20 protein-coding genes and 2 tRNA genes are annotated in these 25,383 nt (G+C 63.8%); 6 read left to right on the top strand and 16 right to left on the bottom strand.

Translation table 11 applies throughout. The annotated features are described in order from the left end of the window. Positions 1 to 13: 13 nt before the first annotated feature. From B5V02_RS29060 to B5V02_RS29020, 9 genes are all read right to left on the bottom strand, one after another. A complete protein-coding gene (locus B5V02_RS29060; RefSeq protein ID WP_111547447.1) occupies positions 14 to 1,042 on the bottom strand; it encodes a zinc-binding dehydrogenase in 1,029 nt (342 codons plus the stop codon). 36 nt (positions 1,043 to 1,078) lie between these two features. Further along, positions 1,079 to 2,350, bottom strand: coding sequence for a beta-ketoacyl-ACP synthase (locus B5V02_RS29055; protein ID WP_111547446.1), 1,272 nt, complete (start codon positions 2,348 to 2,350; stop codon positions 1,079 to 1,081). A 54-nt stretch (positions 2,351 to 2,404) separates the two neighbouring features. After that, positions 2,405 to 3,595 (bottom strand): beta-ketoacyl-ACP synthase, encoded by a 1,191-nt coding sequence (locus B5V02_RS29050; protein ID WP_111547445.1) that lies wholly within the window; start codon positions 3,593 to 3,595, stop codon positions 2,405 to 2,407. Positions 3,596 to 3,651: 56 nt separating this feature from the next. After that, complete coding sequence (locus tag B5V02_RS29045; protein WP_010909964.1) at positions 3,652 to 3,933, bottom strand: acyl carrier protein; 282 nt, start codon at positions 3,931 to 3,933, stop codon at positions 3,652 to 3,654. 278 nt (positions 3,934 to 4,211) lie between these two features. Beyond that, a complete protein-coding gene (locus tag B5V02_RS29040; protein ID WP_167458717.1) occupies positions 4,212 to 5,354 on the bottom strand; it encodes a slipin family protein in 1,143 nt (380 codons plus the stop codon). A gap of 370 nt (positions 5,355 to 5,724) precedes the next feature. Further along, positions 5,725 to 5,791 (bottom strand) — tRNA-Met (locus B5V02_RS29035). 1 nt (position 5,792) lies between these two features. Then, positions 5,793 to 5,867, bottom strand: a tRNA-OTHER gene (locus B5V02_RS29030). Positions 5,868 to 6,096: 229 nt separating this feature from the next. Then, a complete protein-coding gene (locus tag B5V02_RS29025; protein WP_111547444.1) occupies positions 6,097 to 6,645 on the bottom strand; it encodes a histidine phosphatase family protein in 549 nt (182 codons plus the stop codon). 97 nt (positions 6,646 to 6,742) lie between these two features. Further along, a complete protein-coding gene (locus B5V02_RS29020; protein WP_111547443.1) occupies positions 6,743 to 9,763 on the bottom strand; it encodes a caspase family protein in 3,021 nt (1,006 codons plus the stop codon). 127 nt (positions 9,764 to 9,890) lie between these two features. Between B5V02_RS29020 and B5V02_RS29015 the strand changes: the two genes are divergently transcribed. From B5V02_RS29015 to B5V02_RS29005, 3 genes are all read left to right on the top strand, one after another. Further along, positions 9,891 to 10,841 carry an AEC family transporter gene (locus tag B5V02_RS29015; RefSeq protein WP_111547442.1) on the top strand — a complete coding sequence of 317 codons (951 nt, stop codon included), beginning with the start codon at positions 9,891 to 9,893 and terminating at the stop codon, positions 10,839 to 10,841. Positions 10,842 to 11,037: 196 nt separating this feature from the next. Beyond that, positions 11,038 to 12,495 carry an NAD-dependent succinate-semialdehyde dehydrogenase gene (locus B5V02_RS29010; RefSeq protein WP_111547441.1) on the top strand — a complete coding sequence of 486 codons (1,458 nt, stop codon included), beginning with the start codon at positions 11,038 to 11,040 and terminating at the stop codon, positions 12,493 to 12,495. A gap of 91 nt (positions 12,496 to 12,586) precedes the next feature. Continuing rightward, on the top strand, positions 12,587 to 13,609 hold the full coding sequence (locus B5V02_RS29005; RefSeq protein WP_111547440.1) for an aldose epimerase family protein: 1,023 nt from the start codon (positions 12,587 to 12,589) through the stop codon (positions 13,607 to 13,609). Between the two features lie 9 nt (positions 13,610 to 13,618). On the opposite strand, the gene B5V02_RS29000 is transcribed toward B5V02_RS29005, so the two are convergent. Beyond that, on the bottom strand, positions 13,619 to 14,542 hold the full coding sequence (locus tag B5V02_RS29000; protein ID WP_111547439.1) for a sugar kinase: 924 nt from the start codon (positions 14,540 to 14,542) through the stop codon (positions 13,619 to 13,621). Between the two features lie 151 nt (positions 14,543 to 14,693). Here B5V02_RS29000 and B5V02_RS28995 point away from each other — a divergent pair, with 151 nt between their 5' ends. Both B5V02_RS28995 and B5V02_RS28990 read left to right on the top strand, forming a co-directional pair. After that, positions 14,694 to 15,143 carry a FixH family protein gene (locus B5V02_RS28995; protein ID WP_111547438.1) on the top strand — a complete coding sequence of 150 codons (450 nt, stop codon included), beginning with the start codon at positions 14,694 to 14,696 and terminating at the stop codon, positions 15,141 to 15,143. A 7-nt stretch (positions 15,144 to 15,150) separates the two neighbouring features. Beyond that, positions 15,151 to 16,350 carry a cytochrome-c peroxidase gene (locus B5V02_RS28990; RefSeq protein WP_111547437.1) on the top strand — a complete coding sequence of 400 codons (1,200 nt, stop codon included), beginning with the start codon at positions 15,151 to 15,153 and terminating at the stop codon, positions 16,348 to 16,350. A 1-nt stretch (position 16,351) separates the two neighbouring features. Here B5V02_RS28990 and B5V02_RS28985 read toward each other — a convergent pair whose 3' ends face one another. Beyond that, the gene (locus B5V02_RS28985; protein WP_111547436.1) at positions 16,352 to 16,804 is read right to left on the bottom strand and encodes an Lrp/AsnC family transcriptional regulator; all 453 of its coding nucleotides are present in this window, start codon (positions 16,802 to 16,804) and stop codon (positions 16,352 to 16,354) included. 162 nt (positions 16,805 to 16,966) lie between these two features. Here B5V02_RS28985 and putA point away from each other — a divergent pair, with 162 nt between their 5' ends. Then, positions 16,967 to 20,578, top strand: coding sequence for a bifunctional proline dehydrogenase/L-glutamate gamma-semialdehyde dehydrogenase PutA (gene putA, locus B5V02_RS28980; RefSeq protein ID WP_111547435.1), 3,612 nt, complete (start codon positions 16,967 to 16,969; stop codon positions 20,576 to 20,578). A 138-nt stretch (positions 20,579 to 20,716) separates the two neighbouring features. Here putA and B5V02_RS28975 read toward each other — a convergent pair whose 3' ends face one another. From B5V02_RS28975 to B5V02_RS28955, 5 genes are all read right to left on the bottom strand, one after another. Continuing rightward, complete coding sequence (locus B5V02_RS28975) at positions 20,717 to 21,031, bottom strand: VOC family protein (protein WP_425374424.1); 315 nt, start codon at positions 21,029 to 21,031, stop codon at positions 20,717 to 20,719. A 59-nt stretch (positions 21,032 to 21,090) separates the two neighbouring features. Continuing rightward, positions 21,091 to 21,405 (bottom strand): heme-degrading protein HmuQ, encoded by a 315-nt coding sequence (gene hmuQ / locus B5V02_RS28970; RefSeq protein WP_111547652.1) that lies wholly within the window; start codon positions 21,403 to 21,405, stop codon positions 21,091 to 21,093. A 60-nt stretch (positions 21,406 to 21,465) separates the two neighbouring features. Beyond that, a complete protein-coding gene (locus B5V02_RS28965; protein WP_245446249.1) occupies positions 21,466 to 22,251 on the bottom strand; it encodes a TonB family protein in 786 nt (261 codons plus the stop codon). A gap of 318 nt (positions 22,252 to 22,569) precedes the next feature. Then, positions 22,570 to 23,013: a hypothetical protein gene (locus B5V02_RS28960; protein WP_111547434.1), complete on the bottom strand. Its 444-nt coding sequence runs from the start codon at positions 23,011 to 23,013 to the stop codon at positions 22,570 to 22,572. Between the two features lie 5 nt (positions 23,014 to 23,018). Beyond that, positions 23,019 to 25,250 (bottom strand): TonB-dependent hemoglobin/transferrin/lactoferrin family receptor, encoded by a 2,232-nt coding sequence (locus tag B5V02_RS28955; protein WP_208647155.1) that lies wholly within the window; start codon positions 25,248 to 25,250, stop codon positions 23,019 to 23,021. Positions 25,251 to 25,383 lie beyond the last annotated feature (133 nt).

Here is a 25,383-nt window from a genome sequence, read left to right as displayed (position 1 = left end):
TGAGGTCAAGGCTCTATGTGACGCGCAGGATGATCTTGCCGAACACGTCGCGGCCTTCCATGCGCTTCAGCGCGGCATCGATATCGCCGAAGCCGACTTCGGTGTCGATGACCGGTGCGACCTGTCCCGCCGCCATTTTCTGCATGGCGTTGGCCATGTTCTCCATGCGGCAGCCGAAGGAACCGAGCAGTTTCAATTGCTGCTGGAACAGCTGCATCAAATTGATCTGCGTCGACACGCCCGAGGTCGAGCCGCAGGTCACCAGGCGACCGCCGCGCTTCAGGCACAGCATCGAGGCGGCAAAGGTGTCGGCGCCGACATGTTCGAAGACGACATCGACGCCCTTCTTCTTGGTCAGCTTGCGCACGACGCCTTCGAAGCGGTCGTCGCGATAGTTGATGACATGGTCGGCGCCGAGCGCTTTGGCCTTGTCGATCTTGTCGTTCGAGCCGACCGTGGTGATGATCGTGCAGCCCATCCGCTTCGCCAGCTGGATGGCCGCCGAGCCGATGCCGGAGCCGCCGGCATGGACAAGGATGGTCTCGCCGGGCTGCAGCCTGGCGTTGTCGAACAGCATGTGCTCGACGGTGCCGAAGGTGACTGGCGCCACCGCAGCGCCGATATCGGTCACGCCGGGCGGGGCGGGGACCAGCAGGCGCGCCGGCAGGTTGATCTTCTCCTGCGCGAAGCCGTCGAGATGGAAGCCGTGAACGCCCGAAACATGTTCGCAGAGATTGTCGCGGCCTTCGCGGCAGGCACGGCAAAGGCCGCAGGTGCGCGCGCCGTAGATCGACACCAACTGTCCGGGCAAGAGACTGGAAACGCCGGGACCGACCGCCTCGACCTCGCCGGAGGCTTCCGCGCCGACGACCAGCGGCAGCTTGCGCTTGGCGAAGGCCATGCCGCGCCAGCCCCAGACGTCGATGTGGTTCAGCGCCACCGCCTTGATGCGCAGTGTGACTTCGCCGAGTGCCGGCGGCGGAGGAGGCGGCAGGTCCACCGTCTCAAGACGGCGGTCCTCGATAAGTTGCAGTGCGCGCATGGAGCCTGTCGGTTCTGATTGGCGGAAAAAGGTCGCTTAGACCGGTTCCCGCGCCATGACAAGGCAAGTGTTCTGGCCGCCGAAGCCGAAGGAGTTCGACAGAACGCTGCGGACCTCGGCGTTGCGCTTCTTGTTCGGCACCACGTCGAGCACGATCGCCGGGTCGGGATTGTCGTAGTTGATGGTCGGCGGAATGACGCTTTCGCGCATCGTCATCAGCGAGAACGCCGCCTCGACAGCACCGGCCGCCGACAGTGTGTGGCCGATCATCGACTTGTTCGACGAGACCGGCATCGAGCCGATCCGCTCACCGAACACCGTCGACAGCGACAGGTGCTCCATCTTGTCGTTTTCCGGCGTCGAGGTGCCATGGGCATTGACGTAGTCGATCTCGTCTTTGCCCAGGCCGGCGTCGGCAAGGGCGGCACGAACCGCCGCGATCGCCGGCGAACCGTCCGGCTTGGAGCGGGTGCGGTGGAAGTCGTCGGCCTTTTCGCCACAGCCGCGCAGAATGCCGAGGACGGTGGCTCCACGGGCAAGTGCTGCTTCCAGCGATTCCAGCACGAGCGCGCCGGAGCCTTCGGCCAGCACGAAGCCGTCGCGATCCTTGGAGAAGGGTTTTGATGCTTTTTCCGGGATGTCGTTGTGGGTGGAAAGCGCCGACAGCAGCGAGAAACGGATCAGTGCCTCGGCGGTCGCCGAACCGTCGGCGCCGATCGACAGCGCCCGGTCGCATTCGCCGCGGCGGATCGCCTCGACGCCGAGCTGGATGGCGGTGGCGCCGGAGGCACAAGCGGTCGACAGCGTGATCGGCAGGCCGCGCGTGCCGAAGCGGTCGGCGAGCCGGTCGGCGATCGAACCGAATTGCGTGGTCTCGAAAATGTCTGTCACCTTCAGCCCGCGCGCCACCCGCAGCAGCCTTTCGGCGCCGGCATCCTTTTTGTCGGAATTGTAGAGCGAGAAGCGTTCGTGCCAGTCGAGTTCGACCGGTGGCGAAGCAAGGAACAGAGGACCACCGAAGTCACTGGAATTGAGACCGGCTTCGGCCACGGCCTCGTGCGCGGCGGTTTCGGCAAGCTCATAGGTGAGGGGGCTGGCACCTTTCGAACTCGACGCCAGGAAGTCGACGGTGCCGGAGATGCGGGTGTTGAGATGGTCGACCGGAAAGCGGGTGATCGGGTGGATGCCCGATTTGCCGGAAGTCAGCGCTGCCCAATTGTCGGCCTTGCCGACGCCAAGCGAGGTCACCACGCCGATGCCGGTGACGGCGACGATTGGCCTGCCCATGTGATCGTTCAGATTGGCCATCCGGGAGCCCTCGACCTTCTAGTCTCGTTACAGCATGGATTGCGGAGCGCCGCCTCAGGCGGCGTTGACCAGCGCCATGCCCTCGAATTGGTGATAGCCGATAGCCGTTGCAAGGACGGTTGCGGGAACGCCTTCGAATGGCGTCTCGGCAGCGGCATCAAAAACGGGGTAGGCGGCCTTGCGGTCGATGGCGAGTGCGGCCAGCGCTACGGCGAACGGAAACTGCGCTTCCTTCATATGTCCGGTCAGCGTCGAGAAGCCGCGAGAAGCGATCGCCGGATTGGCATCGAGCGCTGCTTTCTCGGCGGTGGTTGCGGCATGCGCGCCCGACGCGCCCGACAGGGCAAGCAGCTTGCCGTTCGGCAGCGCCGCTTGGCTGAGCAGCGCGGCGATCTCCGCGTCGAGTTCTCCGCGCCGCCGCCTGGCGCGGCCGGAGACGATCGGCCCGAGCTCGGCATAGATCTTGCGCCCACGGCTTGTCGCGTGTTCGCGCTGCTCCAGCACCAGGAAGGCACCGCCGGAGCCTGACACCACGCCGCCGCCTTCAGCGCCCTGTCTTTGCCAGACCGGCTTCCACGGGCCGCGATGCAAATAACCGGCAAGCTCGTAGCCGAGCAGCATGTCGGAATGTTCGGTCTGGAAGGCGCCGCCGACCAGGATATGCGTCGACTGGCCGGAGCGGATGCGCGCGGCGGCCGTTTCGACGGCGGCGACGCCCGCACCTTCCTCGCCCATGAAGGTTCTAGACGAGCCGGTCACCTTGTGGACGATGGAGATATTGCCGGCGAGCAGATTGGAAAGCTGCGCCAGGAACAGCGTCGGCCGCAATTCGGTGGTCAGCTTCTCGTTGAGCAGCACATCGCGGTCGTTGCGGCTTTCCGAAGCGGCGAGAATGGCGGCGTCGACCGCCTCGTCGCGCTCGCCGCCACCGGCGGCCACCACCATGTCCATGGTTGCGCAGAGGTCGTCATTGCCCTTGATGCCGGCATCGTCCAGCGCTAGGCCGGCAGCATAGGTGCCGAGCCTCTGCCAGGTCTCCATCTGACGCTGGTCGCCGCGCTTGGCGATCTGCAGGTTCCAGTCGATCTCGGGCAGCGGATGGACAGTGTAGGGCGCGAAACGCGCGGCTTCGAGCACCGGCTGCAGACCCGGCTGCGCGAGCTTCTGCCAATGGGCGTCCGGACCCTCTCCCAGCGAGGAGACAAGGCCGATACCAGTGATGACGACGTCGTGGGGGCTGCTCATGGGCGGCTTTGTGGGTCAGGCGGCAGAGCGCGTCAAGGTCGCGCGCTCAACTGACGTCAGGCGGTCTTGGCGGCGACCAGCGCGTCGATCTTGGCGCACAGGTTCTTCATGACGAAGTAATCGTCGGTCGAAGCCTTGCCGTCATTGACCTCCTGGGTCCACTTTTCCAGCGGCACCTTGATGCCGAATTCCTTGTCGATGGCGAAGACGATGTCGAGGAAATCGAGGCTATCGATGCCGAGATCGTCGATCGTGTGGCTCTCGGGCGTAATGGTGTCGATATCGATCTCGCTGGTGTCGGCAATGATCTTGGCGACTTTGTCGAACGTGGTGGACAAGGGCTTTTCCTTCGGTTGCGGGCGGAATCTGTCCGCATGTGTTTGGGCGCTGTCTAATCGGTTTTTCCCGGCAGGAAAAGGCCTGATACGCCGGGCGCAGATGGGAAGCGCCCTATGGAAACGCAAGAAGAGCCGCCGGTTGACCGGCGGCTCTTCCCATTGACGTTACGTCAGCTTAAAGCGCGTCGCGTTGAAAACGGATTCATGCGACGCGCTTTAAGTCTTTTTTCCATGCATGTCGTTTTCCCAAAACCGGACCCACTTTTGGGCGACATGCATTAGCTGTCGCGGAGCTTGACCAGGTCGTTGAGCAGTCCGCCCGTTCCATTGTGGACGGTCAGCCGCTCGACCTTGCCGGCGATGGTTTCCAGAGCCTCGAGCTCCTTCAGCCGCAGCATCACCGGGTTCTCCGCCATCACCCGGGCCGTGTTGAGCAGCGAACGCGTGGCGTTCGTCTCCTCGCGGCGGCGGATGATGTTGGCCTCGGCCTGCTTTTCAGCCGACACCACCTGGTTGAGGATCTCGCGCATCTCGCCCGGCAGGATGACATCCTTGAGGGCGATATCGCTGACCTCCACACCGATCTCGGCCATGTCGGCGCGGGCCTTGGCCGCCGCTTCCTCGTCGACCGTCACCTTCTTTTCAAGGATCTGGTCGAGCGTCAGCGCGCTCAGCGTCTTGCGGAAGGCGTACTGCAGGGCGCGGTAGAGGGCTTCGGAGAAGTCCTTGACAGCGCTCACCGCCTTGACCGGATCGACGACCCGGTATTCGGCGGCGATGTTGACGCGGATCGTGACGCGATCCTTGGTCAGCACTTCCTGCCCGGCAACGTCGAGCGACTGGCGCTTGAGGTCGACGACCTTGATCTGCACCATGCGTCCGACGTTCCAAAAAGCATGCACGCCCGCCGTCAGCGTCCTGACCAGGACACCGTCGATGAACAGCAGTCCGGCCTGGCCGTCGACGACCGGATGGACGGACATCAATTCCGTCTTCCGGGCCTGGCCGAGCCGGCGCATGACCGCCGCATCGATGGCGAGATCGGCCGACGTGTCGATCGACGTCACCTTCCACGGACCGGCATCCGTCCACAGCACGAGCTTGCGATCCGGCGCCAGCACGGCATGCAGGTTGCCGTCACGCTCGATGACGGCGACGTCCGTGCGCCCGGTGCGAACGACGGTGAAATGACGCGCGGCCACATTCGGGAGCTTGTCGAACAACGCCTTCTCGTATGCCGAAACGAATTCCGGGTTCTTCAGATCGTGCCGTGACACCTCAAGGCTTCCGCGCCGGTTGGCGAGCCAATATTCGCCCGGCAGCAGGACAGCCTTGATCTCACCCTTGTAGAGGGTGAGGGCACGTTCGTTTTCCCTTACGAGGGCGCGCTCGCGTCCAAGAACCTTGTCGAGAATGGTCATTGTCTTACTCCTGTCGGGCATGGCCCCATGCGAGGCGTCAAGTCATGCGTCGATCTTCCCTTCGTTTCTCGTTTCACATCGTCTCTAACGTCATGGTCCGGGCACGAATGATCCGGGGACTGGTGGCATCAATCCGTGGCGGGCCCTCGGGAGCGGATCGCGGGGCAGGGAAGCGGGCGCCGGAGGCCTTGGCCTCCCTTGCCGGCGACACTGCGCCTTGACCATCACCGCGGGCCTGGCCGCGAGCCGATGGCGAAAGACTCTCAGGATGATCCGCGCCCGAGGGCTTGGATCGTCCGTCAGGTCTTTCGCATTCCAGCCCCGGACCGTTTTCAGATAACACCTGGCAGGGTGCTGGCTTGTCAGCCAATGGAGAAGGAATCGAACCTTCGACAGTCAGATTATGAATCTGATGCTCTAACCAAACTGAGCTATCCGTGGTGCGGATGAAGGGACTCGAACCCCCGACCTCCGGACCCAAGTCCGGCGCTCTCCCAACTGAGCTACATCCACGATCCCAATCCCCCAAGCGGCACCGTATACAGGGCGGCAAAGCCGCCTGCACGGGCGGAGACGAGAGCTCCAACCGTTGTGCTCACTTCGGTTTTCGTGACCGGGTGCGCGCCTATAGACCCTGCGACGGGTTGTCGCAAGCGGCATCGTCGTGGCCTATTTACGGCTTCTTTCAGCGGTGGCATTTCGGCAACACCGCGCCCAACGTCGACGACGAAGCGCCAGCCTGTCAGAAGGTGACCCGGCCGAGCACGCGCAGGCCGTCGCCCTGCGGCTCGACGACCACGGCCTCGCCTTCGCGCGGCGAGACGCCGGTCAGCGCCACGATGTCTTCCAGATGGGTGACCATGACCAGATTGTCGGAGCCGGAATAGGCGCGGATTTCCTTCATGATCGCCGCGATCTGCGCGGCTTTCTGCGTTTCATCGCCCTTCAGGAGATCGAGCGGCGCGAAGAGCTCCGGCTCGGCCTCGAAAGCGATGCGCGCGGTGTCGAGACAGCGGCAATAGCGGCTGGACAGCACACGCTCGATGGGTGCCGCGCGGGCGGCAAACAGGGCGCCGATCTTGCTCGCCTGCTGCTTACCGCGCGCCGACAGGTTGACCTGGGTGGCACAGCTGTCGATGTCGAAATTGGCCGGATCGGTGGTGCCGGTGACCATGGCATGACGCAGCAGCACGACGTGGCCGCCATCGCGCAACAGCGCCCAGCCGGCGTCTGTGGCGTGGGCTGCGGCCGGGATGGCGAGCAGAAGCAAAGCCAGCACAAATCGAATCATAGGCTATCCTTCTCCGGTTCCCGGCAATGGGTTCCGGTGACCGGACCTATAGGGACGGTAAAGCCAGCCGAAAGACAAGGTGCGGTCGGGTGGAGCCCTACTTCTTCGCCATTTGCTTCTTCGCCAGATCGATCTTCTTGTCGGTCAGCGGGATGGGCATCGTGTAGCCGGCTTCGGTAAAGCCCTGCTTGGCGCTCTCGAAGAATTCGATCGCTTTTCGATATTCGGCCTTGCCGCCGCCATAGCTGGCGCGGTTCCAATGGATGTCGCCGAGATTATTCTGTTCGAAGGCCCACTGCATCGGCTGGCTTTCGCGGGTGAACACCTTCAGCGCTGCCGTGAAGGCTGCCTCGGCATCGCTGAGATATTTGTCGGTCCGCTGGAGATTGCCAAGGTTGAGCAGGCTCATGCCGATGCCGTTCTGGGCGTTGGCCCAGTCGACGGGTGCGGCTTCGATGGTCAACACTTCAAGTGCCGCCCGCCGCGCGGCGATGGACTCAAGCAAGGTCTTAGGGTCGGCGTTGCTCATGCTCAGCCAGTGCAGCGTCGAGCCGAGGCCCGCCTGGGTCAGCGCCCATTGCCGCGGGTTCGTCTCGCGCTTGTATTCACGCAACGCATCGCGAAAGGCGGCGATGGCCTCGCCATAGTATTCCGGCTTGTCGGTCACGCCGCCGAGAAGCCGCAGCGTGTTGCCAAGACTGTACTGGCTTGCCGCCCAGTCGAGCGGGAATTTTCGTCTGACATAGACCTGTCGGGCTGCCCGGAACGATGCGGCCGACTGATCGAGCATGGCCACATCGCGGGTGCGCTGGCCAAGCGTCTGATAGATAGAACCGAGATTGTTCTGGGCGGATGCCCAGTCCTTCGGAAATCGTTGCCGGGTAAACACCGTCAGCGCATCGCCATATGCTGAGGCAGCCTCTTCGAGCGCATCGGTGCCCATGTCGAAGCGTGCGACGCCACTCAGCGCGTTGCCGAGGTTGAGCCGGGTAGTCGCCCACGCCACCGGAAAGGTTTCGCGGGTTCGCACCTTGAGCGCTGCGCGGAACGCATCGGCCGCCTCATCGATCTTTGCCTTGTCGTTGAGCTGGATGCCAAGCGTCACAAGCGTGTTGCCGAGATTGTTCTCGACCATCCCCCACTCCACCGGAGTTTTCTCGCGTGTGTATTCCTCAAGTGCCAGCCGGTAGGCAGCCTCCGCTTGCGCCAGATGTTCGCCGGCTGGCTCACGCTCGGACAGCGCGTAGAGCACGATGCCGAGAATCATCTGCGACGACGCCCAGTCGAGAGGTACCTTGTCGCGCGGTCGTTTCTCCAGCGCGGCGCGCATTGCCGTCACCGCTTCATTCAATCGCTTCGGGTCGCTCTGCCGTTCGCCGATCGTCAACAGGACATTGCCGAGATTGCCTTGGGCCGCAGCCCAGTTGATGTCATCCTTCACGCGTTCGAACACGACAAGCGAATCGCGAAAGATCTGCGCCGCTTCTTCGAGATGCGCGGTTTCGGTCTCGCGCTCGCCGATGGTCTGCAGCACCACCGCCACGTTGTTGCGGGTGATCGCCCAGTCGCGGTTCTGTTCGCCATTGGGGATGAAGTTCAGGATGACGCGATAGGCCTCGATGGAATGCTGCAGGGCATCGAGATCGCCGGTGGCATTGCCGGAAGCGTTCAGCGCCTCGGCTTCCTGGCTCTTGTAGTTCCAGCGCAGCTTGTCGTCCCACTTTTCGGCCAGCGAAAACGCCTTGGCGTAATCGCCGGCGGCGGACTTGTAGTCGAAGACCAGCGCCGAGGCATCGGCCCGCCTGGCGTAGATCGCGGCATCGGCAAGGCGCTTCTGCTTGACGAGGCCTTCAGCTTCATCGACCACATCGCTTGTCTGCTCGACCCGGCCGACCGCGTCATCCAGGAATTTGCGCGCCGTCACGATGGCGCCCTGGCCGATGGCCTTGTCGGCGGAGGCGACCAAGCGTTTGATCTCGGGATCGTCGGTGCGCAGCGCGGCGCGCTCGGACATCATCTTCTTCAGGCGCTCGGCCTGGGCGTCGAGCACCTTTTGCAGATCTGTCGGATCCTCGGGGATTTTTTCCGTGCCGAGCGCCTTCAGCACGCCATAGAGCGCGTCGAGCGGCACGCCTTCCTGCAGCGAGGCCAGCTCTACTTGCGCCCGCTTAGGGTCGGGCAGGTCGGAAATGGTCAACAGCAGCTGCCGCCGCTCGCCAGTGATCAACCCGTCGTCGCCGGTCGGTTCGGGTGGTGCAATGCCGAAATAGAGCAGGCGGCGCAGGCTCTCATTGACCCAAGGGCGCTGCTTGGCCTTGGTGTCGAGATAGACTTCCTCCGTCACCATGCGCATGACCGAGCCGAACTCGGTGCCTTTCATCGCCGCGAGATGACGCAGCAGGGCGGCCGCGTAGGGGCTGTTTTCGCCAGCGGCGCCATCGAGCGCCGGGCGACCGGGTTCGGCGGCGAAGCCGACCACGGTGCCCAGGCTCGCGTCTGTCGCCGGCGTGTTGCCGAGAGCCTTGGCGCCGCGCACCGGTCCCAGCCCGCCGGCACCAATCGGCGAGGCGGAAGCGGTCGGCGCGCGTCGCACCATGGCGTCCGCCGGAAACGGATTGGTGCGGCAGGCATCAAGCAGCACGATCGTCACCGGCACGGTCTTTTTCAACGCGTCCATAACGGCGGAAATCGGCACCAGGGCCGCGTCGGCATCTTCCAGGGACGATATGTCGGCATCGACCGGAACCAGATAGTTCTCGCCGCCGGCCTCGATGCCATGACCGGAATAGTAGATGAAGGCGACATCGGCGCCTTCGGCATCCTCGACGAACCGTTCGAGGTCGCGCTTCAGCTTGGCGGCGTCGCGGTCGGTGACGTTACGCGCGTCGAAGCCGAGGTCGGTCAGCATCTTGGCCACGTCGCGTGCGTCGTTGGCCGGGTTGGGGAGGGCGGCGATGTGTTCGTATTTCGACTGGCCGATGATCAGCGCCACGCCCTTGAGGCTTTTCGTTTCGGCGGCCTGAAGCGCTGTCGCCGCAAGGCAAAACAGCACGGCGACGAAAGCTGTCAGCCACGCCTGCCGGACAAGATTACGCTTTGAAGTTTCGACAAAGGCCATTTGTCATTCGCGCCCGCCCTGATAATCCAAACCCTCTATAACGCTGCCAGTCTACCATGATCAAATTCGGCATGATCAAATTCAGGCGCGATTGCGCCGCGACCGTGGCTCGCCTATCACGGGAAAAATGTCTCCGCTCACCGAAACCGTCCTTTTCGTCTTCAGCCTTGTCGCGATCGGCTATCTCGCCGGGTTCACCGGCTATCTCAGACCGGCGAGCGGCGAGGGTATATCCGATTTCGCGATCAGCGTGGCGATGCCGCTGCTGTTGTTCCAGACCATGGTGAATGCCGATTTCCACGGCGTCGCGCCATGGTCGCTGTGGGGCGCCTATTTCGCGGCAGTGGCGATCACCTGGGCCGCCGGCCATCTCGTCACCACGCGGATCTTCGGACGGGATGCACGTGCCGGGGTCGTCGGCGGCGTGTCGTCGGCCTACTCCAATGTCGTGCTGCTCGGTGCTCCCTTCATTCTCGGCATTTTCGGCCCGAGCGGCTTCGAAGTGCTGTCGCTGCTCGTCTCCGTGCACCTGCCGATCATGATGATGGCTTCGATCGTCCTCTTCGAGATGTTCGGTCGCGGCAGCGTCGAGACCATGCATCCCCTGCGCATCATCCGCAGTTTCCTGAGACGGCTGTTCATCAATCCGCTGATCATCGGCATTCTGGCAGGGCTCGCTTGGCGCCTCAGCGGCGCGCCGCTGCCCGACCTTGTCATGCGGCTGGTCGATGCGCTGGCCGATACGGCCGGGCCGGTGGCGCTGTTTGCCATGGGGCTCAGCCTGCGCCGTTTCGGCATTTCCGGCAATGTCCGGCCGGCGCTGGCGCTTTCGGTGCTGAAGCTGTTCCTGATGCCGGCGCTGGTTCTTGCCTTCGTCTGGCTGCTCGGCTTGCCGCCCCTGACGGCCAAGGTGGCGGTCGTGGTGGCGGCGCTGCCATCCGGCATCAATTCCTATCTCATCGCCGTCCAGTTCAACACCGGCCAGGCGCTGGCGTCGAACCAGATGACCATCGCCACGGCCTGCGCCGCCGTCACCACGGCTTTCTGGCTGACGGTGGTCGTGCAGGTTTTCGGGTAGGGATATTTGAGACCCGTTCATGCCTGCCAGCCCTCGTCTCCCGCTGGCCCAACCCCTATATGCCATCTTGCGATTGCTTGCCGGCCTTGCCCTAGGTAAAGAGCAGTGGCTTTGGTGTGCCGGCTTCAGTCCATTGCGCACGCTCGCCGAAGACTTCACAGACCGGCCCGTCAGTGCGCCAAACGGAGGATAGACCATGCTTCAGAAAACCAGCCATTTCATGCGGCAGGCCAATCTCATCAATGGCGAATGGGTGCAGGCCGACAGCGGCCAGACGGTCGATGTCAACAATCCGGCCACCGGCCTCAAGATCGGGACCGTGCCGAAGTCGGGCAAGGCCGAGACCCGCCGCGCCATCGAGGCCGCTGAAACCGCCTTCAAGTCGTGGCGCAAGACGACCGCGCTCGAGCGCTCGAAGCTGCTGCGCAAGCTGCACGACGCGATGATGGACAATCAGGATGTGCTGGCCGAGCTGCTGACCATCGAGCAGGGCAAGTCGCTGTTCGAATCGAAGGGCGAGATTGGCTCGGCCGCCTCTTATATCCTGTGGTTCGCCGAGGAAGGCCGCCGCACCTACGGTGACGTCGTGCCGTCGCCTTGGGCCGACCGCCGCATCCTGGTGACCAAGGAACCGGTCGGCGTCATCGCCGCCATCACGCCGTGGAATTTCCCGTCCTCGATGCTGGCTCGCAAGCTCGGACCGGCACTTGCCGCCGGCTGCACCGCGGTCGTCAAGCCTGCGTCGCAGACGCCGTACTCGGGTCTGGCCTGGGGCGCGCTTGCCGAGGAAGTCGGCTTCCCCAAGGGCGTCATCAACATCCTGACCGGTTCGGCCAGCGAGATCGGCGACGAGATCTGCGCCAATCCTCTGGTGTCGAAGATCACCTTCACCGGATCGACCGAGGTCGGTAAGCTTCTCATCCAGAAGTCGTCCGTCACCGTCAAGAAGGTGTCGATGGAGCTCGGCGGCAACGCGCCGTTCATCGTCTTCGACGACGCCGACCTCGAACGTGCCGTTGCCGGTGCGATCACCGCCAAGTACCGCAACTCCGGCCAGACCTGCGTCTGCACCAACCGTTTCCTGGTTCAGGCTGGCGTCTATGACAAGTTCGTCGAGAAACTCGCTGCCGCCAGCAACGGGTTGAAGGTCGGTTCCGGCCTCGAGGACGGCGTCCAGCAGGGACCGCTGATCGACGAGAAGGCGGTCGAGAAGGTCGAAGAGCTAATTGCCGACGCCACTGCCAAGGGCGGCAAGATCGTTGCCGGCGGCAAGCGCCACGCGCTCGGCGGCTCGTTCTTTCAGCCGACGGTCATTGCCAACGCGACACCCAAGATGCGCTTCATGAAGGAAGAGATCTTTGGCCCGGTCGCCCCGGTGTTCAAGTTCGAGTCCGAGGAAGAGGCAATCGCGCTCGCCAACGACACCGAATTCGGCCTCGCCTGCTATTTCTACACCGGCGATCTCGGCCGCGCCTTCCGCGTCATGGAAGGGCTGAAATACGGCATGGTCGGCGTCAATGAAGGCCTTATCACCACGCCCGAGGCGCCGTTCGGCGGCGTCAAGGAATCCGGCCTCGGCAAGGAAGGCGGACATCAGGGCATCGAGGATTACCTTGACACCAAATATGTCTGCATCGGCGGCCTCGGCCTCTGATACACTATCCCCAGGTGGGCAGATATGTGACCTGCTCACCTGGGTCGAGAAAACCAGCCGAAATCCTCTGGATCAACTGGCGTTTGCGGGCATGGCAATGAAGGACGGCGAGGTTTTCGGCACGACGCAGGCAGGCGAGCCGGTGCGTCGCTTCACGATCAGGGGCGGTGGTCTCACCGCCAACATCATCGGGCTGGGCGCGATCATCCAGGATTTGCGCCTCACCGGGCACGATGCGCCGCTGGTGCTCGGCTATAACAATTTGGAAGCCTATGAGACCGACACCGCTTTCTTCGGCGCGGTCGTCGGCCGCTATGCCAATCGCATCCGAGACGGCCGCTTCACCATCGCCGGCCAGCGCTATCAGACCGAACGCAACTTCCTCGACAAGCATACGCTGCATGGCGGCTCGCAAGGCTATTTCCACCGGCCGTGGACGGTTTCGCTGCATGGCAGGGATTTCGTCACGCTGACGCTGCATGATCCCGACGGCACGATGGGCTTTCCCGGCGCGCTCGACGTCACCTGCACCTACCGGCTGAAGATCCCCGGCACGCTCAGCGTCGAACTGACCGCGACCTGCGAGGAGCCGACGCTGTGCAATCTCACCCAGCACTCCTATTTCAACCTGGATGATGGTGGCGCTGGCGACATTCTCGACCACAGGATGATGCTGAATGCCGGCGCCTATCTGCCGGTCGATGGCGACATGATCCCGACCGGCGTGGTCAAGCCGGTTGACGGCACGCCCTTCGATTTTCGTCAGGCGCGGTCGCTGCGCATGGAGACCGAGGGCGAACAGCTGCCCTACGACCAGAATTTCTGCCTCGCTCCGACGCGCGGGCCGCTCAAGCAGGCGGCTTGGACGCAAGGGGCGAGTTCCGGTGTCGAGATGGAGGTCTGGACCACGGAGCCCGGAGTCCAGCTCTACACCGGCCAGTACGTGACGCCGCGCAAGGGGTTGGAAGGACGAGACTACAAGGCCTTCTGCGGTTTCTGCCTGGAGCCGCAAGTGTGGCCGGATGCGCCGAACCGGCCGTATTTCCCGCAGGCAACGCTGTGGCCGGGCGCGATCTACCATCATGTGACGGAGTATCGGTTCCGGCTTCCGTAGTTCTTCAGATCATTCGTTTTCGAACGCCGCTCGCAACGTCTCGAACGGCGCCAGCGCGCCGCGCACCTGTACCACGGCGGCGGCGACGCGATGGGCGCGCAATGCGGCATTTGCCGGGGCGTGGCGGGCGAGGCGTGCGGCCAGATAGGCGCCATTGAAGGAATCGCCGGCGCCGGTTGTGTCGACGGGTGCCTCGACATGGATCGCCGGCACGTCGTGCAATGTTCCGTTTTCGGCAATCAGCGCCGGCGCCTCGCCGTTCTTGACGACGACCTCGCTGACCATTTGCCCGAGCCGTTCGGCGGTCGCTTGCGGCGTTGCATCCTCAAACAGCATCTGCTCGTCGGGAAAGGTCGGCAAGGCGATGTCGGTGACGGCAAGCGCTTCGGCGATCGCTGCCTGCGCATCCTCGCGCCGGCGCCAGAGCCGCGGCCGGTAGTTGGGGTCGAAGGCGACAGTCGAGCCAGCCGCGCGCGCCTTGGCCACAGCCGCCAATAGCGTGGCGCGCGCGGCGTCCTCCAGAATTGCCAAAGTGATACCGGAAAAGTATACAAGCGACTGATTTTCCAGGTTTTTCGACAATGCGGCCGGATCCGAGGCGAGCTGCCGGGCGGCGGCGTCGCCGCGCCAGTAGGTGAAGGAGCGCTCGGCACCGGTCAGTGTGATCGCATAGAGGCCGGGCCTTGCCCCCGCTATGATCGGGCTGGAGCCGATGCCGATGCCGTTTTCGGCGAAGAAACCGATCTGGCCTTGCGAGAAGGGATCGTCGCCGAAGGCCGAGACATAGGTGGCTGGCCGCTCAGTGCTCAACGCGTGCAGCGCCCACAGCGTGTTGAACGTGTCGCCGGCAAAGCCCATGCGCCAGTTCGGCCCCGTCTGGCCCGACAGTTCAAGCATGCATTCGCCGATCGAGGCGACGCCGTTTCCCGCCATCTACAATCCTCCAATGATCCCGGTGCTGTAGCTTTTTGCCACCGGCAGCGCCATGCTTGGCAAGCAGGGTTTTTTCCGCCACAGCGTTTTCCCACAGGCTGGCGGGACGCGATCCGTCCGGCAAAACGTTGTCTGCAGAAGAGGAACCGGTTTGGCATCGTTATGGCGTTATCTTCTGGCGGGTCTTGGTCTGGCTGCCTTGCTGGTCGGCATTCTCGCGGTCGTCTATCTGACGGCGCCGCGATCGTCGCAGCCTGCCGTCCCGGATGTGTCGCGCACGAAGAACACCGACAACGGGCTTTTCGTGGCAAGCTTTTCGCCCGAGCGGGGCGTTGTGCGGCAAGGCGAACTGGAATCCTGGCTGCTGACCCTGAAGACAAAAGCCGGCGCGCCGGTGGAGGGGGCCGCGATCGCGATTTCCGGCGGCATGCCGCAGCACAATCACGGCCTGCCGACCAGCCCGCAAGCGACCGACTATCTCGGCGACGGGCGCTATCGGATCGAAGGGGTGAAATTCACGATGAGTGGCTGGTGGCAACTGCACTTCGCCATCTCGGCCACGGCCGGCTCCGACACGGTGCTGTTCAACGTGGTGCTGTGAGCGACCGATGAGGCACTTTCCGCGTGTTCTGACGCTGATGGTGGCGGTCATCCTTGCCGGGTGCGGAGAGCCGGATTTTTCCGATACCGAAAAGAAGACCATCGCCTCGCTGGCGCTGTCGGCGCTGCCGTCGCTGAAGCCCGACACCACCAATCGTTTTGCCGATGTGCCGGCCGCTGCCGCTCTCGGCTCGACGCTGTTCTTCGACCAGGGGATGAGCCGTGATGGCACGGTGTCGTGCTCGACCTGCCACAAGATCGACCGCCAGTTCCAGGACGACCTGCCGCAAGCAGTCGGCGTCGGCCACACCAATCGGCGCACCATGCCGCTGGCCGGCGTCGCGCGCGATCCCTGGTTCTTCTGGGATGGCCGCCGCGACAGCCTGTGGGCGCAAGCGCTGACGCCGCTCGAAAACCCGCTGGAGCAGGCGGGAAACCGCGCCGCCTATGCGCATTATATCAAGGCGCGATTCGGCGAGCGCTATGAGCGCATCTTCGGGCCGCTGCCCGATTTCGCCGGCATGCCGTTGAATGCCAGCCCGCTCGGAAACGATGCCGAGAAGGCCGCCTGGAACGCGATGAGCGGCGCGCAGCGCGACGCGATCAACGGCGTCTATGCCAATATCGGCAAGGCGATAGCCGCCTTCGAACGGTCGATCGAGCCGGCGCCGACGCGCTTCGACCGCTTTGCGCTGGACCTCGTCACCGGCGCCGAGCCAAAAGGCGATGCGGCCTTTTCCAAGGAGGAAATCCTCGGTCTGAAACTGTTCATCGGCAAGGCCAATTGCGTGACCTGTCACGATGGCCCGCGCTTCACCGACAACAGTTTTCACAACACCGGCGTGCCGCCCGTTGCGGATCTGCCGCCGGATCGCGGCCGCATCGATGCGGTGGCGCAGGTCGAGGCCGACCCGTTCAACTGTTTAGGCGCCTTTCGTGACGGCGATGCCAGCGCCTGTGGCGAGCTGCGTTTCATGGTCAAGGACGCGCCGCAGCTGATCCGGGCCTACAAGACACCGTCGTTGCGCGGCGCGGCGACGCGCCCACCCTATATGCATGCCGGGCAATTCTCGTCGCTTGACGAGGTGGTCGCGCATTACGCCAAGGCAGCGCCCAGTGTCGAGGGGACATCCGAAATCCATCCGCTGGAGCTGTCGGACCGCGAACGTGCGGCACTGGTGGCCTTCCTGAAGACGCTGGCGGAGTGATCTACCGGTCCTTCACCGTCTCCATCGCCACGAAGGTCGAGGTCTGGGCGACATGGGGCAAGGCCGAGATGCGCTCGCCAAGCACGCGGCGATAGGCGGCGATATCCCGGGTGCGGACCTTCAGCAGGTAGTCGAAGCTCGACGCCATCATGTGGCACTGCTCGATCTCCGGCACCCCCTGCACGGACCGGTTGAAGGCATCGAGCGCGGCTGATCGGGTGTCGGACAGTTTCACCTGGACGAAGGCGACATGGCCTTCGCCCATGCGCTCGCGGTCGATGATCGCCTGGTAACCCCTGATGTAGCCGTCCTTCTCCAGCCGCTTCACCCGCGCCTGTACCGGCGTCTTCGACAGGCCGACCTTTGCCGCCAGTTCGGACATCGAAAGCCGGCCATCGCTTGCCAATGCCGACAAGATGTTCCTGTCGATGCGGTCCAATTGGTCTTCTGTCATCGAAAGTGCAGTCCATCTGCCAATTCTGGACCGCAATGATAGATCGAATGACCCAAAGTGTCGATTTCTTCGGACCGACTGAAATTCGCACCTGTGCTAGCTTGCGCCATTCGGTCCGGTGACCGCCGGCCCGATCCCCTTTGCTCGATCCATGGGACCGCCATGCCAGCGCTTGATGCCATCCGCCAGCAGATCCGCGCCAACTATCTGCCCGACGAAGACGAAGCCGTGAGGCGACTGGCCGAGGCGACCGGGCTTTCCGCGAAAGACCGCAAGGCGATCTCGGCCCGCGCCGCCGATCTGGTGCGGGCGGTGCGCGGCTCATCTGATCCAAGGCTGATGGAAGTGTTCCTCTCCGCCTATGGCCTTTCCACCAAGGAAGGTGTGGCGCTGATGTGCCTGGCCGAGGCGCTGCTGCGCGTGCCCGACACCGAGACGATGGACGATCTCATCGCCGACAAGATTGCGCCGCACGACTGGTCGGCGCATTCCGGTGGTTCGAGTTCCATCTTCGTCAATGCCTCGACCTGGGCGCTTATGCTGACCGGCCGCGTCCTCGATGAAGGCGAGGGCGGCATCGAAGGCACGCTGCGCTCAATGGTGCGCCGGCTGGGCGAGCCGGTCATCCGCAAGGCGGTGGCCGCAGCCATGCGTGAGATGGGCGAGCAGTTCGTGCTCGGCCGTACCATCACCGAGGCCGTCAAGCGCGGCCGGCCGATGACGCAGAAGGGCTATCTCTATTCCTTCGACATGCTGGGCGAGGCGGCCCGCACCGAGGCTGACGCGCTGCGCTATCACAAGGCCTATGCCGACGCGATTTCCTCGCTCGACGCGGGTTCCAACGGGCCGGACATTCGCCAGAATCACGGCATCTCGGTCAAGCTTTCGGCACTGCATCCGCGCTACGAGGTGGCGCAGAAGGACGAAATGCTGCCTGTCTTGGCCGAGCGGCTGTTGTCGCTGGCACTCGCCGCGCGGCATTCGCGCATGGGCCTCAACATCGACGCCGAGGAGGCCGACCGCCTCGATCTGTCGCTCGATGTGATCGAGCGCGTGCTGGCCGAGCCGGAGCTTGCCGGCTGGAACGGCTTTGGCGTCGTCGTCCAGGCCTATGGCCCGCGCGCCGCCTTTGCCATCGACTGGCTCTATGCGCTGGCCAAGAAATACGACCGCACCATCATGGTGCGGCTGGTCAAGGGCGCCTATTGGGACACCGAGATCAAGCGGGCGCAGACGCTCGGCCTCACCGGCTATCCAGTCTTCACCCGCAAGGCCAACACCGATGTCTCCTACATGGCTTGCGCCAAAAAGCTGCTGTCGATGACCGACCGCATCTATCCGCAATTCGCCACCCACAACGCCCACACCGTCGCCGCCATCCTGTCGATGTCGGGAGACCGCGATTCCTTCGAGTTCCAGCGCCTGCACGGCATGGGCGAGGCGCTGCACGAGACCGTGCGCCGGTCCGAAGGCACGCGCTGCCGCATCTATGCGCCGGTCGGCGCGCATTCCGATCTGCTTGCCTATCTGGTTCGGCGGCTGCTGGAGAACGGCGCCAATTCCTCCTTCGTGCATCAGCTGACCGACGAGGAGGTCGAGCCGGAGGACATCGCCCGCGATCCGCTCGAAACGGTCGAGGACCAGGGCCCCGCCGCCAATCCGGCGATTGCCCGGCCTTCCCAGATCTTCGGCGCTGGGCGCCGCAATTCGAAGGGTTTTGATATCACCGACACGGTGACGCTGGCGGCGATCGACAAGGCCAGGGCGGCGTTCGCAGGCCCCGACCGCTGGCATGCCAAGCCGATCACGCGGGCCGCCGGCTATGGCAAGCAGCGGCCGATCGTGAATCCGGCCAAGCCTTCCGAAGTGGTCGGCACGGTCAGCGAAGCCACCGCCAAGCAGGTGGCGACCGCCGTGCGCATTGCCGTCGAGGCACAGCCGACCTGGGCAAAGCGTCCTGCCGCCGAGCGCGCCGCCATCCTCAACCGCGCTGCCGATCTCTATGAGGCCAACGCCGTCGAGTTCTTCGCGCTGGCCACCCGGGAAGCCGGCAAATCGCTGGCCGACGGTGTGGCTGAGGTGCGCGAGGCGGTCGACTTCCTGCGCTATTACGCTGCCGAGGCGGCCATTGCCGAACCGGGCACGCAGGCGCGCGGCGCCATCGTCTGCATTTCGCCGTGGAATTTTCCGCTCGCCATTTTCACCGGCCAGATCGCGGCGGCACTCGTCACCGGCAATTCGGTGATCGCCAAGCCGGCCGAACAGACGCCACTGATCGCTTTCCGCGCCGTCGAAATGCTGCGCGAGGCCGGTGTGCCGGAAGATGTCATCCAGCTTCTGCCTGGCGACGGCCCCTCGGTCGGCGGCCCGCTGACTGCTGATCCACGCATTGCCGGCGTCTGCTTCACCGGCTCGACCGAGGTCGCCAAGCTGATCGAGAAGCAACTGGCCGAGACAGCCGCGCCCGACGCCATGCTCATCGCCGAGACTGGCGGTCTCAACGCCATGATCGTCGATTCCACCGCGCTGCCCGAACAGGCGGTGCGCGACATCCTGGCCTCGGCCTTCCAGAGCGCTGGCCAGCGCTGCTCGGCGCTGCGTGTGCTCTATGTGCAGAAGGACGTCGAGAAGAAGATGCTGGAGATGCTGAAGGGCGCCATGGAGGCGCTCAGCATCGGTGACCCCTGGCGGATTTCGACCGATGTCGGCCCGGTCATCGACGACGAGGCGCAGACTTCGATCCGCGAGTACTGCACGAAGATGGGACTGCAGGGCCGGCTGATCGCCAAGCTCGAAGCACCGAAGGATGGCCGCTTCGTCGCCCCGCATGTCTTCCGGGTCAAGGGCATCGAGGACATGGAGCGCGAGGTGTTCGGGCCGGTGCTGCATGTCGCCACGTTCGATGCCGACGAGATCGATGCAGTCATCGCCGCCATCAACCGCAAGGGCTATGGCCTGACCTTCGGCCTGCACACCCGCATCGAGGGCCGCGTGCAGCATTTCGTCGACGGCATCCATGCCGGCAACATCTATGTCAACCGCAACCAGATCGGCGCCGTCGTCGGTTCGCAGCCATTTGGCGGCGAGGGGCTGTCAGGCACCGGGCCGAAGGCCGGCGGCCCGCACTATCTCCGCCGCTTCCGCAAAGGGCCGGAGGCCGGCACGCACATTGCCGAAGGCCACAAGGTGACGGCGACCGAACTAGCCGACAATCTGCCCGATCCGACGTTGGGCGGCTGGTCGACGCGGCCCGACCGGGTCGCCATTCTAAGGAAGCATCTGCGCGGCAAGGGTGCGGCGGCGATTGGTGCCGCCGCCGGCATCGACTTCGGCCAGGTCGACCTGCCCGGGCCGACCGGCGAGGCCAACACGCTGTCGCTGTCACCGCGCGGAAGGGTGCTGTGCCTTGGCCCGGATGGCGACACGCTGCTCGCGCAGACGATCCAGGCGCTCGCTGCCGGCAATGCGGTGCTGGCGGTGGCGCCCGGCGCACCGGCGGCACTCTCGGCGTTGACCGGCAAGGGCCTGCCGCTGGCCGCCATAGACGGCCGGCCTGATCCGGTCGAAGCGCGCTCGCTGCGCGTCGATGTCGTTGCTTTCTCGGGCACACCGGAGGCTGCCCGTATCGTGCGCAAGGTCATCGCCGACCGCACCGGCCCAATCGTGTCGCTGGTCAGCGAGGTGCTCAACCCGGCGGCCTATGCGCATGAACGCGCCGTCTGCGTCGACACCACCGCGGCAGGCGGCAATGCCAGCCTGCTGGCCGGCTCCTAGAGCGGTTCATCGTTTCACGGAAACGCAGAACCGCTCTATCTCTTTGTTTTGACGCAATTCCCTAAGGGAAAGCGCTACGCGCTTTTCCCGGGAAAACCGTTTCACACTTTTCCTGGAATTGCTCCAATGGCCGGCTGCTCACACCTCTTCGGGTGCGCAGCCGAACCTCAGCAAATTGCCGTGCGGGTCCCGGATATAGAATTCCTTCATGTTCCACGGCCGCAAGGTGAACGGACTGAGCTGCCCCACCCCGCGCGCTGAAAATTCGGCATGCAGTGCCGGCACCTCGCCGCCCCTGATGTAGCAGGACGAGACTTCTGGAAGCTTGCGGTCGTCACTCTTCCAGAAATGGATTTCGATGTCGCCACGGCGCACGATCAGATAGTCGTCCATCTCCGGCTCGACGACACCGAAGGCGAGCTCGTCGCGATAGAAATCGCGGCGTCTCCACAATGTCGGGTGAGGGCAGGACCGGAATGCTGCGCGCGGGGTCCTCGCGAGGCTTTGTCATCTCAGGCACCTTCCACGACGGAAAAGCCCTCGAATTGCGGATGGCCGAGATAGTGGACTTTCGTCGTGCCGACATTTCTGTGGGCGGCGCGAAAATTCTCCGATTTGGTCCAGGCGACAAAATCATCGTGGCTCGCCCACACCGTGTGCGAGGCAAACAGCGTGTAGCCTTCAGCCTCGTTGACCGGGCCGCGCAGCAGATGGAATTCCCGGAAGCCTGCCATCTCCGCAAGGCTGGAATCGCGGTTCTTCCAGACGGCTTCGAAGTCAGCCTCCGAGCCGTTCTGCACCTTGAAGCGGTTCATGGCGATGTACATGGCGGTTCCTTTCATGCGGATGTTGATGGTTGGCGCCGCAGCAGTTTGTTCTGTGCACATTCAAAATGGGCCGATTTCGGCCTCGAACACCAAACTATTGCTTGCGGCTTGTGATGGAATTGGCGGGAAGGGCGCAGCCTTGCGGACGATGCCGAGCACGACTTGATCGAAGTTTGGCGATCCGGAGCTCTGCAGAATGCGCAGGTCATCGATGCCGCCACGGCTGCCTATGGCGAATGTCACAACGGCATTGTTGCGAGCGGCCAATTGCACTGAAGGCGGAACGCCACGATTGACACGGCTGAGCTTTCTGATGACGTCGCCGCGGTAGCTGTCTTCCGCGGCGCGGCCTGCCTCTTTCTGCTTTTTGCCCTTGCTGGCTGCCTGCGCCAACCGGTCCTGGCCGTCCGCCGTGCCGCGCTTCTCATCCGATTGGCTGGTTCTGGGCGGCGCGGCTGCCGGACTTGGCCTGGCGCTTGGGATCGGTGGCTGCTCTGGAACGGCGGCAGGCGCCTCGGTACTTTCGGCCTGAACAGTCGGCTGTGCCGGCGTCTCAGTCTTCGGAGCCACGCTCTGGTCATCGGAGCGTGGGGCGCCGGCCACCAGTATGTCCGGCGTCACCGCTGGTTGTTTAACGGCTTCCGGCAAAGGCTCGACGGGCTGCTTTGTCGCGTCCCTCGCGGGCTGGGAAGGTTCGGTTGGTGGCGTCGGCCTGGCTGCCTTTACCGGCTCTGGTTTGGTCGGTTGCGGGTTCGGCACCAGCGTGACCTTCATTACTGCCGGTTCCCGATCCAGTGCGCTGCCGACAACATTTGTGCCCGACTGATCGCTGCCTTCCGACTGCATGGCGCCCTGGGTATCGAATGTCCCTGAAGGCGAAATCAGAAAAGCCGCCGCCACCGCGGCATGGAGCAGGCAGGAGGCGACGATCGCCGCCGTCCATTTGCGGTTCCAGGCCGATGGCCGCGGCGGCGCAAGCGGCTCGGCTGGTACTATCGCCAGCTCAGCGCCGGCTTCGGGGAGAGGACTGATGTCACGCATGTCGCGGGACGAGACCTGCAGCGACCCGTGCGGATTTGTCAAATCAAGATCGCTTGGTCCAAACGACAAGCCGGCCGAGGCCATGCCACTGCGTTTTGCAGGAATGCGGGATGCAGTCCCACTTCAGACGCCGAAAGCGATACCGGTCTTGGTGTCCGTCTTCAGCTTGCGCATGCAGGCATTCGGTTCAACGCCGGTGCCAGCGCATTCCGTTGCGCTGTTGATCAGCACGCGGCTGACCTTGGCGCAGTCGGTGCCGGCCAGGTCAAAACGTGTCACCTTGGTCTTGCCCGCCGGCAGTTCCTTGAAGTCGAGGACGGTCAACCGGTCGACGACACCGGCTTGGTTGAACAATGCGATCTCGAACGCCGCCTTGGAAAGGTCGGCGCCAAGATTGTTGCTGACCACGAAGGTCAGGCGGCAGCCCTTGTCGGAGGCTTGCGCGCCATTGAGTTCGAGGGTCAGTGCGGGGACCGGCACGGACTGCTCAGCCCACGCCGGAACCATCGCAAGCGACATCGCCAACGCCGAGGTCAGCAGACGAAGCGATGTCGTCAAGCTCGTCATTGCCGTCAGCCTCCAAAGCGCATGGTTGCCGCCAGCTTCAGCGTGACGCCCGGTTCGTAGACCGCAACCGTGGTGCTGCCGTTCAACGGGTTGGCGTATTTGACATCGAACAGATTGTCGGCGCGGAAATCGACCTTCAGATTGTCGGTCGCCTGATAGCTGGCGAAGGCGTTGACCAGCGTATAGTCCTTGGCCACCGCATTGCCCTTCGGCTTGCCATTGTACTGCACCTCGCCGCCGACGGTGAGCTTGTCCTCGAGGAAGCGCAGGCCGAGCTGGGCGGTGACCTGGGAGGACGGGATGGTGGCCAGATCAGCCCGGTCACCTTCATAGGATATGGTGTGACCATTGATGATCGAGGCGGAAAGTCCGGCGTAGCCCCACGCCGCATCGTAAACGCCTTCCATCTCGAAGCCGTTGATCTTGGCCTTGGCGAAATTCTGGTACTGGAAGCAGATCGGGATGCCCGGGCCGAACGGACAGCCGCTGGTCGGGTCGAACGGCGACAGCGTCACGCCTTCGATATAGTCGTCGACGTTGTTGTTGAAATAGGCTGCCTTGAGACGGAGCGCGTCGCCGGCCTCCAGGATGTCATTTTGCTTGTAGTTGACGCCGAATTCCGTCGTCTTGGCGGTTTCAGGCCGCAAATTGGGGTTGGGCAGGAACGGGAAAGAGACGCCCGCCGGATGGTTGCCGCTGATCAGCGTCTCCGTCAGCGAGGGCGACCGGTAGCCTTCCGCGTAGGTGCCGTAGAACTGCAGGCCGGCAAGGCCAGCGCTTTCGAAGGGCGAGACGCCGACGGTGATGCGTGGCGACACCCTGTCGCCCGATGTCTCGTGGGTGTCATCCTTGAGGCTGTAATTGTCGTAACGCAGCCCGGCGATGACTTCGAGCCAGTCCCAGGTGAGCTTGTCCTGGACATAGGCGCCGGAAACGTTGCGCTTGCCCGAAGGCGTGTAGAAACTGTCGCCGCCGGCTGTGCCGCCGGTCTTGACGTTGTCGCCTACCCAGTCACCGCCATAGGTCAGTTCGTGCGCGACGCTGGCAGTCTCGAATCTGGACGTGTTCCAGATGTCGATGCTGGTCGTGCCGACATCGAAGGTCGACGTCGAACCTGTCGGCAGTACCACGGGAAGACCGGTGACTGGGTCAAAGCGGTTCTGCGGGACAAGGCTGGTCAGGTCGAGGTTGGTCTTGTTGTAGGAGGTGTTGATGTGGAGATCGAGCCAGCTCTTGTCTTCGTCGGTGACGTTGTAGCGGGCCGTGAAGGTGTTCGACTTCAGGTCGACATCATTCACCGGCACGCCGCGGCTGATCTCGTTCCAGCCATCGCTTGAGCCGACCCAGCCGAGCTTCAGTTCACTGTTGTCGGTCGGCCGGATGGTGGTCTTGAGCAGGCCGCTCAGCACATCGAAGCCGGTGCCCTTGACGGTGTCGCCACCGCCATCCTTGTAGTCGTCATAGTTGCGGTAGACGATGTTGCCGAGCGCGTCCCAGTTCTCGTTGAAACGATAGGCGCCGGAGGCGCTGGTGGTCCAGCCCTTGCCGTTGCTCTCATAGCGTCCGGTGACGGAACCAGCCCATGTCTCGTCCGGCTTGAGGAAATCCTCAGCATCCTTGGTGTCGAAGAAGACGACGCCACCAATGGCGCCCGAGCCATAGGTGTTGGCGACAGGACCGCGGATCACGTCGACGGATTTGACGAGCTCCGGATCGATGTAGAAGGTCGACTGCGTGCCGTGGTCGGAACGCTGGAAATTCTGTCGCGCGCCGTCGACGATGACCGCGACGCGGCCGAAATCCTGCAGACCGCGGATGTTGATGCTGGTGCTGACGCGCCTGGCGTCGGCCTGCGCCGCGACACCGGGCACACCCAGCAGCATCTCGTTCGGCGTCGTCGCCATGCGGCGGTCGAGCTGTATCTGGTCGACATGGCTGGCCGAAGCCAGGGATTCGATCGCCGTCTCACCGGTGCGGCTCAGCACCAGGATCTTGTCGAGCAGCGTTGCGCCCGCCGGGGCAGGCTTGGCCTCTTCAGCCTTCTGTGATTGCGCCGCCTGCTGTTCCGCGGTCGGCTCGGCCGCCTGCTGGGCGCTGGCCGGTGGCGTCAGCAAAGCGACTGCTGCCACGCTTGCCAGCAAGGCCGCCATTCCTCTTGTCGTGGATCGCCCGCCAAGACCTTGATCAGACGGGCCGATGTCAAACCGGCCGCGCCATTCCCAATTCATCAACCCCATGCCCCAACTCCAAAGTCCAGGTTCGATGCTGGCTGGCCCGGGGCTGGCTGGCATTTTTGATCGTGTCCGGCGTCTTAAATCTTGACTCGTTTGCTCCGGTATTGCACTGACTAATAAACATGATTATTCAAGT

It is taken from the genome of Mesorhizobium kowhaii, assembly GCF_003253745.1.
In the GTDB taxonomy this organism is placed as follows: domain Bacteria; phylum Pseudomonadota; class Alphaproteobacteria; order Rhizobiales; family Rhizobiaceae; genus Mesorhizobium; species Mesorhizobium kowhaii.
The sequence above is the reverse complement of the archived record's forward strand: the minus strand, read 5'-3'. Positions and strand labels throughout refer to the sequence as shown.

Bases quoted from the DNA above. Each gene is read 5' to 3' on its own strand.
- B5V02_RS29060 (WP_111547447.1), bottom strand. From the start codon at position 1,042: ATGCGCGCACTGCAACTTATCGAGGACCGCCGTCTTGAGACGGTGGAC.
- B5V02_RS29055 (WP_111547446.1), bottom strand. From the start codon at position 2,350: ATGGCCAATCTGAACGATCACATGGGCAGGCCAATCGTCGCCGTCACC.
- B5V02_RS29050 (WP_111547445.1), bottom strand. From the start codon at position 3,595: ATGAGCAGCCCCCACGACGTCGTCATCACTGGTATCGGCCTTGTCTCC.
- B5V02_RS29040 (WP_167458717.1), bottom strand. From the start codon at position 5,354: ATGACCATTCTCGACAAGGTTCTTGGACGCGAGCGCGCCCTCGTAAGG.
- B5V02_RS29025 (WP_111547444.1), bottom strand. From the start codon at position 6,645: ATGATTCGATTTGTGCTGGCTTTGCTTCTGCTCGCCATCCCGGCCGCA.
- B5V02_RS29020 (WP_111547443.1), bottom strand. From the start codon at position 9,763: ATGGCCTTTGTCGAAACTTCAAAGCGTAATCTTGTCCGGCAGGCGTGG.
- B5V02_RS29015 (WP_111547442.1), top strand. From the start codon at position 9,891: ATGTCTCCGCTCACCGAAACCGTCCTTTTCGTCTTCAGCCTTGTCGCG.
- B5V02_RS29010 (WP_111547441.1), top strand. From the start codon at position 11,038: ATGCTTCAGAAAACCAGCCATTTCATGCGGCAGGCCAATCTCATCAAT.
- B5V02_RS29005 (WP_111547440.1), top strand. From the start codon at position 12,587: ATGGCAATGAAGGACGGCGAGGTTTTCGGCACGACGCAGGCAGGCGAG.
- B5V02_RS29000 (WP_111547439.1), bottom strand. From the start codon at position 14,542: ATGGCGGGAAACGGCGTCGCCTCGATCGGCGAATGCATGCTTGAACTG.
- B5V02_RS28990 (WP_111547437.1), top strand. From the start codon at position 15,151: ATGAGGCACTTTCCGCGTGTTCTGACGCTGATGGTGGCGGTCATCCTT.
- B5V02_RS28985 (WP_111547436.1), bottom strand. From the start codon at position 16,804: ATGACAGAAGACCAATTGGACCGCATCGACAGGAACATCTTGTCGGCA.
- putA (WP_111547435.1), top strand. From the start codon at position 16,967: ATGCCAGCGCTTGATGCCATCCGCCAGCAGATCCGCGCCAACTATCTG.
- hmuQ (WP_111547652.1), bottom strand. From the start codon at position 21,405: ATGTACATCGCCATGAACCGCTTCAAGGTGCAGAACGGCTCGGAGGCT.
- B5V02_RS28965 (WP_245446249.1), bottom strand. From the start codon at position 22,251: ATGCAGTCGGAAGGCAGCGATCAGTCGGGCACAAATGTTGTCGGCAGC.
- B5V02_RS28960 (WP_111547434.1), bottom strand. From the start codon at position 23,013: ATGACGAGCTTGACGACATCGCTTCGTCTGCTGACCTCGGCGTTGGCG.
- B5V02_RS28955 (WP_208647155.1), bottom strand. From the start codon at position 25,250: ATGGGGTTGATGAATTGGGAATGGCGCGGCCGGTTTGACATCGGCCCG.